Origin of the sequence: Gluconacetobacter sp. (assembly GCF_047721585.1) — a bacterium.
GTDB classification, from domain to species: domain Bacteria; phylum Pseudomonadota; class Alphaproteobacteria; order Acetobacterales; family Acetobacteraceae; genus Gluconacetobacter; species Gluconacetobacter dulcium.
Genome location: NZ_JBDNXE010000003.1, coordinates 43905 through 57653 on the forward strand (window position 1 = coordinate 43905; position 13749 = coordinate 57653).

The following is a 13749-nucleotide window of genomic DNA, read 5'->3' on the forward strand; positions in this document are numbered from 1 at the left end:
ACACGCATACGAAGGATCAGGACCATGAAGATCATTCCTCACGTTATCGATGGACGGCATAGCGAGGGTGACGGAACGGGCCGCGCCGATGTGTTCAACCCGGCGACCGGTGCGGTGGCGGCGCAGGTCGTGCTGGGTGGGCAGAGCGACCTGGAGGCCGCGATCGCCGCCGCGCGCCGCGCCTTTCCCGCCTGGGCCGAGACGCCGCCACTGACCCGTGCGCGCATCCTCTTCCGGGCGCGGGACCTGATCGAGGCCCGCATGGGGGAACTGGCGGCCGTCATTACGGCCGAGCATGGCAAGATTCTCTCAGACGCCCAGGGCGAGGTGACGCGCGGGCTGGAGGTGGTGGAATATGCCACCGCCGCGCCGGAACTGCTGAAGGGCGAGTTTACCGAGCAGGTCAGTCGCGGGATCGATGCCCACACCATGCGTCAGCCGCTGGGGGTGGTGGCCGGCATTACGCCGTTCAACTTCCCGGTGATGGTGCCACTGTGGATGGCGCCGATGGCGCTGGCGACCGGGAATTGCTTCATTCTCAAGCCGTCCGAGCGTGATCCGTCGGCCGCCGTTCTGCTGGCCGATATCTTCAAGGAAGCCGGTCTGCCGGACGGGGTGTTCCAAGTGGTGCAGGGCGACAAGGATATGGTCAACGCCATCCTGGCGCATCGTGGCATCGAAGCCGTCAGCTTTGTGGGGTCCACGCCGATCGCGAAGCATGTCTATGCGACCGGGACGGCGGCCGGAAAGCGCGTGCAGGCGCTGGGCGGTGCGAAAAACCATGCCGTCATCATGCCGGATTGCGATCTGGATCGCGCGGTGGATGCGCTGGTGGGGGCGGCCTATGGCTCGGCCGGCGAACGCTGCATGGCGATTTCGGTGGCCGTGGCCGTCGGGCCGGTTGCCGATGCGCTGGTGAGCAAGCTGGCCGAGCGTGCGCGCGCGCTGAAGATCGGCCACGGCATCGACAACAGCAACGAGATGGGGCCGCTGATTACCGGCCAGCATCTGGCCCGCGTGCGGGCGCTGGTGGATGCCGGGGTGGAACAGGGCGCGACCCTGGTGGTCGACGGGCGCGACCATGTGGTGGCCGGACATGAGAAGGGGTTCTTTATCGGTGGCTCGCTGTTCGATCATGTGACGACGGACATGACGATCTATCGGGAGGAAATCTTCGGCCCCGTGCTCTGCGTGGTGCGCGTGCCGGATTTCGACAGTGCGCTGACGCTGGTCAATGAAAGCCCCTATGGCAACGGCACCGCGATCTTTACCCGTGACGGGGATGCCGCACGCGCGTTCACCCATGGGGTGCAGGTGGGCATGATCGGCGTGAATGTGCCGATTCCGGTGCCGATGGCCTTCCATTCCTTCGGCGGCTGGAAGGATTCGCTCTTCGGTGACCATCATATGCACGGGCCGGAAGGTGTGCGCTTCTTTACACGCATGAAGGCCGTGACCACCCGCTGGCCGACTGGAATCCGCTCGGGTGCGGAATTCGCGATGCCGACGCACGGCTGATCGGGTGGACGGGCCGGGTTGCGCGGCGGCGCGCCCGGTCCGGGATCGGCGTGGCAAAAGACTTTTCTATTGGAAATTACTGTCTGTGAATTCTTTACAGAAATACAGCGTGACGATTGGTTTCCGCCTTCCGGCATGAGGCGTGATGGCGTTAAGCCTTGTGACGCCACGCCTTCCAAGAATAATGGAAACCGTCACATGTCATATCAGGAATCGGCAACCGCCAAGCTCAACCAGATCATCCAGGCCAAGCAGGGCACCTGGGGCGGGATCAACCCCGACTATGTCGTGCGCATGCGCCTTCAGAACCGTTTTCAGACCGGGCTGGACATCGCGCGCTATACGGCCGCCATCATGCGCCAGGACATGGCCGCCTATGATGCCGACCCGGCACAGTACACCCAGTCGCTGGGGGCCTGGCACGGTTTCATCGCGCAGCAGCAGATGATCTCGGTGAAGAAGCATTTCGGGTCGCTCAAGGGCCGTTACCTGTATCTTTCCGGCTGGATGGTCGCGGCGATGCGGTCGGAATTCGGCCCGCTGCCCGACCAGTCGATGCACGAGAAGACGGCGGTGCCGGCGCTGATCGAGGAGATCTACACCTTCCTGCGCCAGGCCGACGCCCGCGAACTGGGCATGCTGTTCCGCGACCTCGACGCCGCGCGTGAGGCGGGTGATGCGGCGCGCCAGGCCGAGATCCAGGAGAAGATCGACAACCACCAGACCCATATCGTGCCGATCATCGCCGATATCGACGCGGGTTTCGGTAATGCCGAGGCAACCTACCTGCTGTCGAAGAAGATGATCGAGGCAGGCGCCTGCGCCATCCAGATCGAAAACCAGGTGTCCGACGAAAAGCAGTGCGGGCATCAGGACGGCAAGGTGACGGTGCCGCATGAGGACTTCCTGGCGAAGGTGCGTGCCGTGCGCTACGCTTTCCTGGAACTGGGGGTGGAAGATGGCGTGATCGTCTGCCGCACCGACAGTCTGGGTGCGGGCCTGACCAAGCAGATCGCCTATAGCAGCGAGCCGGGCGATCTGGGCGACCAGTACAACGCCTATCTGGATTGCGAGGAGGTGACCGACGGCACCGTGCGTGACGGCGACGTGATCATTGCCCGCGAAGGCAAGCTGCTGCGCCCGAAGCGCCTGCCCAGCAACCTGTACCAGTTCCGTCCCGGCACCGGTGCGGATCGCTGCGTGCTGGACTGTATCACCGCGCTGGAGAACGGCGCCGACCTGCTGTGGATCGAGACCGAAAAGCCGCATATCGAGCAGATCGCCGGCATGATGGACCGGATCCGCGACGCGGTGCCGAATGCCAAGCTGGTCTACAACAACTCGCCGTCCTTCAACTGGACGCTTAATTTCCGCCAGCAGGTCTATGATGCCTGGAAGGAAGAAGGGCGTGACGTTTCGGCCTATGACCGTGCCAGGCTGATGGCGCAGAGCTACGACGCGAGCGACCTGGCGACGGAGGCGGATCAGCGCATCCGTTCGTTCCAGCGGGATGCGTCGAAGCGGGCGGGCATCTTCCACCACCTGATCACGCTGCCGACCTATCACACAGCGGCGCTGTCGACCGACAATCTCTCCAAGAGATATTTCGGCGAGGAGGGGATGCTGGGTTATGTGCAGAACGTCCAGCGCGAGGAAATCCGCCAGGGGATCGCGTGCGTCAAGCATCAGAACATGGCCGGGTCGGATATCGGCGACGATCACAAGGAGTATTTCGCCGGCGAAGCGGCCCTGAAGGCCGGTGGCGCGCATAACACCATGGGGCAGTTCGGCTGAAGCCGGCGCCTCCTGGCGTGCAGGAATAACAACAAGAAATAACGTCTCTCCTCATCTCCCCTACTGGCCCGGTCTTCCTGGTGAAGACCGGGTTTTTTTTATGGTCACGTAACGGAGTGCGGGATGAGAATAGAAAGTCTGGTCTATAGATAATGTAAAATTATTGAATGGTATTTATTCACTTGTTGCGTCATGTCGATTCGGCAGCATTGACCGGTTCATTAGCGTTCCTTAGCATTCCTGTGGTTGATTACGGGAAACCTGTGCGATCCATTGCGCTCTTGCTGGGGTGGCACGGAGTGTTCGAGCGATAGAGACTATTTTATTGAAAACACGGCATTTGTTTTTTGTGGCAACCATGGTGCCGGTTGTCGGTCTGCCCGGACTTGCCCAAGCGGCGCCCCGAGACGATGAAATTGCGGCGTTGCGGCGCGAAATGCGGGATATGCAGCGTGAGATGCGCGAAGAGATTCGTGTGCTTCAGGCCCGGATCGCCCGGGACGAGGGCCATGTACCGCAGGCGCATGTGGCGCATCCGGCGGCGGCGTCTCCTCGTGTCGTCCATGCGGTGCCGCGCACCTGGAGCGGGCCATTGCCCACGATCGGCGCGCCTCATGGACCCGGCCCCGTGCGGTCCCGGTCGGACGCCGAGAGCCAGATGGTCATGGTGGAAGGGCCGATCCCGTCCTGGGCGGACGTGAAGGCCGCGACGGAGAAGGACGAGAGCGTGCATGTGGGCGGCATGCGGGTCGGCTTTCCGTCCGGCCGGCTCACGATATCGTCGGATGACGGGACATACAGTTTCTCGCTCGGCGGGCTGTTGCAGGAGGATATCGGTGGCTTTCTGAGCACCGGCGCCAGGGCGGGCGAGGCGAAGGGCAATTTCAACAGCTTTACCCAGAACGGGCGACGGCTGCGCATGTATTTCTCGTGGCGCTACAAGGATTGGGTGGCGAAAGTTACCCCCGATTTCGGCTCGCTGAATGCGGATGGGGCGGTCGGCCTGTTCGAGGCGAACCTGAATTATACCGGGTTACGGCATACGACGCTGACGGTCGGCTATTTTCAGCCGCGTATGGATGAGGAAAGTGCCGAGCGTCCGGTGGCGTTCGAATTCCTCGAGCGCCCCACCATTGTCGATCTTGTGCGCAATATCGCGGCGGGCGTTGCCCGATTCAGCATCGGGGGCGAGCATTACGAGGATCGGTGGCTGGCGGCGCTCTACTTTACCGGGCAGAAATTCGGTGACCGCAACAAGAATGCCACGATCACCGACAGCCAGACCGGCGCTGTCGCGCGCATCGCCGGCCGGCCCTATGTGAGCAAGGATGTCGATGTGCATGTTGGGGCCGGTGCCATCAGCGCCTTCAAGGTGAACCAGGGGGAGAAGGGCCGGTCCTATACGTTCACCGACCATGTCGAGGTGCCGCTGGATGAGACGGAACTGCTGACGTCGGGGGCGTTGTCCAATGTGGCGCAGATCTGGGCGGCCGGTCCGCAGATGGGGGTGCGCTGGCGGCGATTCCTGCTGAAGGGCGAGTATTATCATATCGGTGTGGAGCGCAGCCGCGAGGCGGGCGCGGCACCGCTGCCGTCGCTGGATTTCGACGGGTGGTATGTCGCGGCCAATTATACGCTGTTCGGGCGGCCGCGATCTTATAACCCCAAGATCGCCGCGTTCATCACGCCGGGGGTCGAGCATGATTTCGATCCGCTGAATGGCGATTGGGGGGCGATGGAGATCAGTGGCCGCTGGAGCGTCACGAATCTGTCGGATGTCGCGAACCAGGGTGGGGCTGGTGTGAACGGCAACCAGCAGACAGTGTGGCAGGGGGGCGTGAACTGGTACCCAAACCGGCATATCAAGTTCATGCTGGATTTCGACCATTTCATCGTCAGTCGCTCGAAGGGGGTGGCTGATGGGGTCAACCTGTTCGGCCGAAGCGGGAATCTCGTTGTGGGGCGGATCCAGGCCAGTTTCTGAGGACCCGAGTGAAAGAGGTGGGGGAGGACGGCGTGCCTTTTCCCGTGTGTCTGGTGGCTGTGGGCATCGACGCCACATGGCTTCAGAGCCTGACCGAAAATGCGCCCTGGTGGCGATCCGACGCGCGCCTCCTGCGCTTCGGTGCTCACGGCCATCAAGGCCGCTCCGCTTCAAATGCTCAGAAACACACGTCGGACGCGGCCCTGATGAGCCGCTCTCGCTCACCAGACCGCATTTTTGGTCAGGCTCTCAGGGGTGATAAATAACAAATAAAAATAGTGGAAATATTTCTTTCCGGCTTGTAGTCTGTCTAAATTAAACAAATATGACCAGACAATCCAACTTGCACGCTATTGACCTGTAAATTGTAACGTGACATCAATCATTGCGGTTTGTATTAAATACGAAAGATGTCGTGAAACATGTCTATGTGCCGGGTCGAGGTTTCGTAAGAAGATGAAAGAAGGTTTGAAAGTCCGGCGCCTTCTTGCCGTGGCCACGGCCCTGTCCCCTGCTTTTCTGCCGGCTTTGGCGCAGGCTGCTTCGCAGGATGATGAAGTCACGGCGTTGCGTCGTGAAATGCGGGAGATGCAGCGGCAGATGCGCGATGAGATTCGGGTGCTTCAGGCCCGGATCGCCCGCGACGAGGGAAGGGCGACGCCGGTTACGGCCGGCCATGCGGCCGTGGGGGCGCCGCATGTGGTGCACGCGCATCGCTGGGCCGGAGGCCCGCTACCCGCGATCGGCGAGCCGCAGGGACCGGCGGCCACGCGGCGGCCCCGTACCGATGCCGAGACACGGCTGGTCACGCCGGAAGGACCGATTCCGTCCTGGGCGGAAATCCGGGCCGCCAGCGCGCGGGACGAGACCGTGCAGGTGGGCGGTATGCGGATCGGCTTTCCGGCAGGGCGGCCCACGATCTCGTCGCAGGATGGTGCCTACAGTTTTTCGATCGGCCTGACGGCGCAGGGGGATCTGGGCGGGTTTATCGGTGCTGGGCCCAAGCGGGGCGAGGCGACCGGCAATTTCAATAAATTTACCCAGAATGCCCGGCGTCTGCGCATCTATTTCTCCTGGCGCTACAAGGATTGGGTGGCGAACGTCACGCCGGAATTCGGGTCCAGTTCGGTGGATGGGTCGGTCAGCCTGTTCGAGGCCAACATGAACTATACCGGCCTGCATCATACGACGCTGACCGTCGGTTACTTCCAGCCGCGTATGGAAGAGGAAAGCGCCGAGCGGGCATCGTCGTTCGAATTCCTTGAACGCCCGACCATCGTCGATCTGGTGCGCAACCTGGCGGGGGGCGTTGCGCGCTTCAGCGTCGGTGGCGAGCATTATGAAAATCGCTGGCAGGCGGCGGCCTATTTCACCGGGCAGAAATTCGGCGACCGGAACAAGGATACGACGATTACCGACAGCCAGACCGGCGCGGTGGCCCGTATCGTCGGCCGGCCTTATGTCAGCAAGGATATCGACGTCCATGTCGGCGCGGGTGCGACCAGTGCCTTCAAGGTCAATCAGAATGCGAATGGCCGCAATTATACCTTCAGCGACAATATGGAGGTGCCGCTGGGCGAGACTTCGCTGCTGACATCGGGCGCGTTGACCAATGTGTCCCAGATATGGGCGGCGGGACCGCAACTGGCCTTTCGCTGGCGGAATTTCCTGCTGAAGGGCGAGTATTACCATGTAGGCGTGGAACGGGGGCATAATACCGGCGCGACGCCCCTGCCGTCGCTGAATTTCGACGGATGGTATGTCGCCGCCAACTATACGCTGCTGGGTCGGGGGCGTGCATACAACGTCAGGAGCGGTGCGTTTACCACGCCCGGCGTCGAGCATGATTTCGACCCGGCGCGGGGGGATTGGGGGGCGCTGGAACTCAGCGGCCGCTGGAGCGTGACGGATCTGTCCGATGTGGCCAGCCAAGGCGGCAGGGGCGTCAACGGCGACCAGCAGACGGTGTGGGCTGGCGGCCTGAACTGGTATCCGAACCAGCATTTCAAGTTCATGCTGGATTTCGACCATTTCATCGTGACCCGGTCGAAGGGTGTCTCGGGTGGCGTGGATCTGCTGGGGCGGACGGGCAATGCCGTCGCCGGGCGCGTGCAGGCCACGTTCTGAACCGGTCTTCCCTGCATATCTCGATATTTCATCGGCAACTGCCATCAGAACGAGAAACGATATGAAAAACGGTTTCACGGTGTCGTCGCGGCGCGGGTTTCTGGCCGGAACGGCCGCTGCCGCAACAGTCTTCGCCATCGGGGCGCGGCCGCGTCCGGCGGCTGCGGCGACCCGGCTGCTGAATGTGTCGTATGATCCGACGCGCGAGCTTTATGCCGATGCCGGGCGGGCCTTCGCCGCCTTCTGGGCGAAGGCCCATGGGGGCGATCAGGTGGTGGTGACCTCCTCGCACGGCGGGTCGGGCGCGCAGGCGCGCTCGGTGCTGGAAGGGGCGCCGGCTGATGTGGTGACGCTGGGGCTGGCTTATGACATCGACATTCTGGCCCAGCATGGCCTGCTGGCGGCGGACTGGCAGACGCGGCTGCCGCATAACGCCACGCCGTACACCAGCACGATCGTGTTCCTGGTGCGCAAGGGCAACCCCAAGGGCATCCATGACTGGCCCGATCTGCTGCGGGACGGCGTGCAGGTGATTACCCCCAATCCCAAGACCTCGGGCGGCGCGCGCTGGAACTACCTGGCCGCCTGGGGGTGGGCGCTGCGCCAGCCGGGCGGGTCAGAGGCTACCGCGACCGCTTATCTGAAATCGCTGTTCGCTCATGTGCCGGTGCTGGATACCGGGGCACGCGGCGCCACCAACAGTTTCGTGCAGCGCGGGCTGGGCGACGTGCTGATCGCCTGGGAGGATGAGGCGCTGCTGGCGGCGCGTGACCTGGGACCGGACAAGTTCGATATCGTGGTGCCGCCGGTGACGATCCTGGCAGAGCCACCTGTGGCGGTGGTGGACAAGAACGTGCAGGCGCATGGTACGGCGGAGGTCGCGAAGGGTTTTCTCGATTTCCTGTTCACGCCCGAGGGGCAGCGGATCGGGGCGAAGCATTATTTCCGGCCGGTCGACCCGGCGATCGTGGCGGAAACGGCATCGGTCTTCCCGAAGACGACAACATTCGATGTCGCGAGTCTGGGGGGATGGACTAAGCTCCAGAGGACGCATTTCGCCGATGGCGGTGTGTTCGACCAGATTTACAGCCGATAACGGACTCTTTCATGGTGTTTTGCCTGCGGCGGCGCGATGGGCTGCCGGGCCTTTCCATTTCCATTGCCTTTACGCTGGTTTGGACCGGCCTGATTGTCGTGCTGCCGTTGACGGCCCTGGTATTGCGCCCCTGGCAGGATGGCGGGGCGGTGATGCTGCGGGTACTGCATGACGGGCGCATGTATGCGGCGCTGCGCGTCAGTTTCAGTTGTGCCGCGCTGGCGGCGTTGATCGACGTGCCCTTGGGCCTGCTGCTGGCGTGGGCTCTGGTGCGGGCGCGCCTGCCGGGCCGGCGGGCGGTCGATGCGCTGATCGACCTGCCTTTTGCCCTGCCGACCGCGGTGACGGGTATTACGCTGGCGACACTCTATGGACCCACTGGGTGGATCGGTGCGCTGCTGGCCCGTGCCGGCATCCGCGTGGCCTACACGCCTGCCGGGATCGTGGTGGCGCTGATGTTCGTCGGCCTGCCCTTTATCGTGCGGGCGGTGGAGCCGGTGCTGCGGGGGCTGCCGCCGGAGTTGGAGGAAGCGGGGCTGCTGCTGGGGGCGAGCCCGTGGCAGAATTTCCGTCGGGTGATCCTGCCGCCCTTGCTGCCGCCGCTGGTGGCGGGGTTCAGCCTGGCGTTCGCGCGCTGTATCGGCGAGTACGGGTCGGTGATCTTCATTGCCGGCAACCAGCCGTTCCATAGCGAGATCGCGCCGCTGCTGATCGTGGTGCGGTTGCAGGAATATGATTATGAGGGCGCCACCGCCATTGCGCTGATCCTGCTGCTGAGTGCGCTGATGTGCATGACCGGGGTTGCCGCGCTGCGCCGCCGCGTGTCGCGCGGGCTGGTGGCGCGGGGGGCGGCGTGATGGGCGGACCCTCGCGTGGTGGCAATGCGGTGCTGGTCGCCGGTACCTATCTGACGGTGCTGGCCGTGCTGGTGCTGCCGGTGCTGCTGGTGATGGTGGAGGCCCTGCGCGCGGGGCTGGGGGCTGCGTGGCGCAGCCTGCTGGACCCGGATGCACTGTCCGCGATCCGCCTGACGCTGGAGGTGACGCTCGTCGCTGTGATCGTCAACACCTTCGGCGGGGTCATGGCGGCGTGGCTGGTGACGAAATATCGGTTTCGCGGGCGGGCGGCCCTGGTCGCGCTGATCGAACTGCCGATCAGTGTTTCGCCGGTGATCGCGGGCCTGGTCTGGCTGCTGCTGTTCGGACGGCAGGGCTGGTGGGGTGACTGGCTGGACCGACACCATATCCAGATCGCGTTTGCCACGCCGGGTATTCTGCTGGCGACGCTCTTCGTCACCTTTCCATATGTCGCGCGGACGCTGATGCCGTTGATGGAACAGCAGGGGCGTGAGGCGGAGGAAGCGGCATTTTTGCTCGGAGCCGGGTTCTGGCGGACATTATGGCGGGTGACGTTGCCAGATGCGCGCTGGGCGCTGCTGTCGGGCATTCTGCTGACGACGGCGCGGGCGATCGGGGAGTTCGGTGCGGTGTCGGTCGTCTCGGGCCATATTCCGGGGCTGACCGAAACCATGCCGCTGCATATCGAGACACTCTATAATGGCTACCAGACGGTCGCCGCCTTCGCCATGGCGGCGCTGCTGGCGCTGATCGCCATGGCCACCGTTCTGCTGCGGTCGTTTCTCGAGCATGATTTCAGGAAAGCGTCGTCATGAGCGTCCAGATCCAGTCCCTGACGCGCCATGCGCCGAATGCGTCGCGCAAGATGCTCGACGATGTGTCGCTGACCATCGAGGACGGGGCGTTCGTCGCGCTGGTCGGGCCGTCCGGCGCCGGCAAGACCACGCTGCTGCGGACGATCGCGGGGCTGGATGGGCCGTACGAAGGAACGGTGCTGGTCGATGGCCGGACGCTGGCGGGGCGGCCGATGCGGGAGCGGCGGATCGGCTTCGTGTTTCAGAATTACGCGCTGTTCCGGCATATGACGGTGGCGCGCAATATTGCCTTCGGGCTGGATGTGCTGCCGCGCAGGGAACGCCCGGATCGGCGGGCGATTGCCGGTCGGGTGGCCGAACTGCTGGAGTTGATCCAGTTGCCGATGCTGGGGGACGCCTATCCGGACCAGTTGTCCGGCGGCCAGCGGCAGCGGGTGGCCCTGGCGCGTGCATTGGCGACGAAGCCGGGGCTGCTGCTGCTGGACGAGCCGTTCGGTGCGCTGGACCCGATCGTGCGGCGGCAGATCCGCCGCTGGCTGCGTGGGCTGCATGACCAGCTTGGACTGACGACGGTGCTGGTGACCCATGACCATGACGAGGCGCTGGAAGTGGCCGACCGGCTGGTGGTGATGCAGAATGGCCGTATCGTGCAGGATGCGCCGGCCGAGATGCTGGATGCCGCGCCCGCCACGCCGTTCGTGATGGAGTTTCTGGGCGAAGCATTGGCGTTTCAGGGGAGGGTCGTCCAAGGCAGCTTTTTGCCGGACGATGCGAATGTGCTGCGTTTTCCGGTTGCCGCGACCGACGGTCCGGCGACGGCGTATCTGCGACCGCATGAAATATGTCTGGTTGCGGAGGGAAGCGGCCAGGCCACGGTGTTCGGGGGCTGGCTGGGAGCCATGCGGCGCCTGGAGGTGGCGTTGGGTAAGCGGACGGTCGAGATTCTCGTTCTGCCGGAGCAGATCCATCATGCGGGGATCGAGGGCGTGTCGCTGGATATCACACGGGCCCGCTTGTTTCGTGATGGGGCACTGCTGGTCTGGAAAGGTGGGTAGCGCAGGGGTGGCACGGGGGGCAGGGAGGAGGATTTCGGTGCCTGCCATGGGGGTGACAGGCACCGGTATCGCGGGGTGGCGGAGCGGGATCAGAACTCGGCCTTGACCGTGCCGAAGAACTGTCGCGGCGCGCCGAGTTCGAAGCCCTGATAGCTCAGGGCGCCCGATGCCACGTTCATGGGGTTGCCGGCTTCTCCCATTGTGGAGATGTATTTCGTGTTTGTCAGATTGTTGATGTTGAAGGACACGACGAGGTTGCGCAGGAAGGCGAGGTGCCGGTTGTATTTCCCCATTTCGCCGAACCGGTACTGGGCGCCGAGATTGGTGATCCAGTAAGATGGCATCTTGACGTCGCCGGTGTAGGTGAAATTACGACGCCCGATATAGCTGGCGTCGATATAGGCCATGGCGCCATGCCATTCGTAGGACAGGCGGCTTTTATACATCAGGCGCGGATAATTGACGATCTGTACGCCGGTCGTCGGATAGAGCGTCGTGCCGTTGCGCAGGTCGTTATCGTAGGTCGCATGATCGTAGCTGATCGAGTTGTAGATCGACAGGTGACGGATCGGGGTCAGGGTCACGCTGGCATCGACGCCGTCCATGGTCACGCTGCCGACGTTGGCGACCTCGGAGACCGGATTGATAAGTGAGCCGGACGTGATCTGTTGCAGGCGGTTCTGGAAGTTGGTCCGGTATGCATAAAGCGAACCGGCGACGATCGGCGACGAATACCGATAGCCGACAGCGTATGTCCATGCGGTCTCCGGTCGGATCTGGGAGCGTGACGCATTGAAGGCCGATTGTAGGACAGCAAAGGGAGAATTGGAGAGCTTGTAGCCGGACTCGGCGTATGTATGGACGCTTTCGGAAATATCGAAGAACAACTCGTGATTCTTCAGGAACTTCCAGTTCGCGCTGATATGCGGCAGGAAGGGTTTTGCGACCGTCAGACCTTCGCTGCCGGTCAGGGCGCCGATATTGGCACCGTAATAGGCCGGGTTGATATAGGCATTGCCGACACGGGTGGTGTCGAGAATGGATTTGAAGCCGAAGTGAAGGTAGAGATTCTTGACCGGCCGGTAGGTATCCTGAACGAAGGCGGTAAAGACGTTGGTACTGTAATCCTGATTGAATATCTGGGCGAAGGGGTCGCTCCATTTCGATACGCCGCTGCGCAGCGGCCCTTGGATGACCCCATCGACGATGGCCGGCTGCTCGTAGGCGTTCATGGGGGACTGGTAGGAATTGTTTTCGTACCAGACGCCCATGCCTAACTGATTATGGGCGATATTGTAATGCAACGCTGAAAGAATGCCGAATCGCTCGATCGCGGGTTCCTTTACGACTTCCGACATCGGTGCGCCGTTGGGGGAGGGAAAGAAGGGCGATGTCCAGGTGGTCTGCGAATCTTCACCATGGCCATAGGCCGTCGTCGTCCAGCGTAGATGGGGGGCCAGTGAAAGGTCTGCCTTGATGCCGCCGAAATAGTCGACCACGTTGGTTCCGGCATCGTAGACCGAGGCGTCTGCCGGGTCGCTCAGTTTTTGGTACGCGCTGCCGTAATGGCCCTCGGCCGCGGCGTAGGCGGTACGGTAGCCGCTGGTCCGGCCATTGTAATAGTTGTTGCTGTCATAGCCGAGCGTATCGAGCATTTCGAGCGAGTAGTCCTGCCGACTGTATTCATGCAGGTCGGACCAGTCGAAATAGGCGGAGATGCTGCTATCGTTGCCGATCGGCTGGATCAGCTTGGCGTTGACCTGCTGTGTGAACAGGTTGGCGCGCGAACCGCCCCAGAATCCGGCATCGTTGCGGGAGTAGGAAACGAAGAACTTGGTCCCGGACGGGTTCAGGACGCCGCTGTCGAAGCGAATGAATGTATGGAAGGTGCGATTGCTGCCGAATGTCTGTGCGACCGTGCCGCCGCGTCGGTCTTTCGGGTCGAGAGAGACGTATTCGAACGAACCGCCCAGATTGTTGGTGGCGGCGATCGCTTCCGCGCCGGCGGACTGGGAAACGTCGATCCGGGCGACGTTTTCCGACGAGATCGCCTGGAGGGGGTTGAGGCCATTATAGTTGCGATAGGTCATTTCGCCCATGGGCATGCCGTCCAGCGTCATGCCGATTTCCTGTTGCTGGAAACCATGGACGTAGATTTGGGCGGCATAGTTATCGATGCCCTGCGCATCGTTGGTCTGGAACATGATGCCCGGCATCTGCCCCAGGATCTTCATCGGGTTGGTGCCGGGAACCGCCTGCGAGATCAATTGCTGCGAGATGCTGGTCTGCGTGCCATTGGCGACACGTCTGACCGTTACGGCGATAGTCTCGGATTCCGTCTTCGAGGGGCTGGCGGGGGGAAGGATAGGGGTGTGCTTCCTGCCCGGCGGCGGAGTGGGGGAAGCTGTCGGGCCTGTCGCGGCATGCGCGGCTGTACCCAGATAGCTGCACAGCATTGTCGTGCTCAGAAAAACGTACAGCTTTCTCGTGCAAGGCTTCATAC

At 62.8% G+C, this 13749-nt stretch carries 9 protein-coding genes; 8 read left to right on the forward strand and 1 reads right to left on the reverse strand.

The window, feature by feature from the left end; all coding sequences use genetic code 11:
• Nucleotides 1-24 precede the first annotated feature (24 nt).
• The 8 genes from ABF821_RS01385 (at nt 25) to ABF821_RS01420 (ending at nt 11246) form a co-directional block, all read left to right on the forward strand.
• On the forward strand, nt 25-1518 hold the full coding sequence (locus ABF821_RS01385; RefSeq protein ID WP_415528820.1) for a CoA-acylating methylmalonate-semialdehyde dehydrogenase: 1494 nt from the start codon (nt 25-27) through the stop codon (nt 1516-1518).
• Nucleotides 1519-1716: 198 nt separating this feature from the next.
• Complete coding sequence (locus ABF821_RS01390) at nt 1717-3312, forward strand: isocitrate lyase (RefSeq protein ID WP_415528821.1); 1596 nt, start codon at nt 1717-1719, stop codon at nt 3310-3312.
• 358 nt (nt 3313-3670) lie between these two features.
• Entirely contained in the window at nt 3671-5296 is a 1626-nt protein-coding gene (locus ABF821_RS01395; protein ID WP_415528839.1) for an OprO/OprP family phosphate-selective porin, read from the forward strand.
• A 456-nt stretch (nt 5297-5752) separates the two neighbouring features.
• On the forward strand, nt 5753-7423 hold the full coding sequence (locus ABF821_RS01400; protein ID WP_415528822.1) for an OprO/OprP family phosphate-selective porin: 1671 nt from the start codon (nt 5753-5755) through the stop codon (nt 7421-7423).
• 61 nt (nt 7424-7484) lie between these two features.
• Complete coding sequence (locus ABF821_RS01405; protein ID WP_182975102.1) at nt 7485-8519, forward strand: sulfate ABC transporter substrate-binding protein; 1035 nt, start codon at nt 7485-7487, stop codon at nt 8517-8519.
• A gap of 11 nt (nt 8520-8530) precedes the next feature.
• Complete coding sequence (cysT, locus tag ABF821_RS01410) at nt 8531-9376, forward strand: sulfate ABC transporter permease subunit CysT (protein WP_415528823.1); 846 nt, start codon at nt 8531-8533, stop codon at nt 9374-9376.
• Complete coding sequence (gene cysW, locus ABF821_RS01415; protein ID WP_415528824.1) at nt 9376-10191, forward strand: sulfate ABC transporter permease subunit CysW; 816 nt, start codon at nt 9376-9378, stop codon at nt 10189-10191. The genes cysT and cysW overlap by 1 nt, the downstream gene beginning before the upstream one ends.
• On the forward strand, nt 10188-11246 hold the full coding sequence (locus ABF821_RS01420; RefSeq protein WP_415528825.1) for a sulfate/molybdate ABC transporter ATP-binding protein: 1059 nt from the start codon (nt 10188-10190) through the stop codon (nt 11244-11246). The genes cysW and ABF821_RS01420 overlap by 4 nt, the downstream gene beginning before the upstream one ends.
• Nucleotides 11247-11335: 89 nt before the next feature.
• Here the strand turns inward: ABF821_RS01420 and ABF821_RS01425 are convergent, their stop codons facing one another.
• Nucleotides 11336-13747: a TonB-dependent receptor gene (locus ABF821_RS01425; protein ID WP_415528826.1), complete on the reverse strand. Its 2412-nt coding sequence runs from the start codon at nt 13745-13747 to the stop codon at nt 11336-11338.
• Nucleotides 13748-13749 lie beyond the last annotated feature (2 nt).

Bases quoted from the DNA above. Each gene is read 5' to 3' on its own strand.
- ABF821_RS01385 (WP_415528820.1), top strand. From the start codon at position 25: ATGAAGATCATTCCTCACGTTATCGATGGACGGCATAGCGAGGGTGAC.
- ABF821_RS01390 (WP_415528821.1), top strand. From the start codon at position 1,717: ATGTCATATCAGGAATCGGCAACCGCCAAGCTCAACCAGATCATCCAG.
- ABF821_RS01395 (WP_415528839.1), top strand. From the start codon at position 3,671: ATGGTGCCGGTTGTCGGTCTGCCCGGACTTGCCCAAGCGGCGCCCCGA.
- ABF821_RS01400 (WP_415528822.1), top strand. From the start codon at position 5,753: ATGAAAGAAGGTTTGAAAGTCCGGCGCCTTCTTGCCGTGGCCACGGCC.
- ABF821_RS01405 (WP_182975102.1), top strand. From the start codon at position 7,485: ATGAAAAACGGTTTCACGGTGTCGTCGCGGCGCGGGTTTCTGGCCGGA.
- cysT (WP_415528823.1), top strand. From the start codon at position 8,531: ATGGTGTTTTGCCTGCGGCGGCGCGATGGGCTGCCGGGCCTTTCCATT.
- cysW (WP_415528824.1), top strand. From the start codon at position 9,376: ATGGGCGGACCCTCGCGTGGTGGCAATGCGGTGCTGGTCGCCGGTACC.
- ABF821_RS01420 (WP_415528825.1), top strand. From the start codon at position 10,188: ATGAGCGTCCAGATCCAGTCCCTGACGCGCCATGCGCCGAATGCGTCG.
- ABF821_RS01425 (WP_415528826.1), bottom strand. From the start codon at position 13,747: ATGAAGCCTTGCACGAGAAAGCTGTACGTTTTTCTGAGCACGACAATG.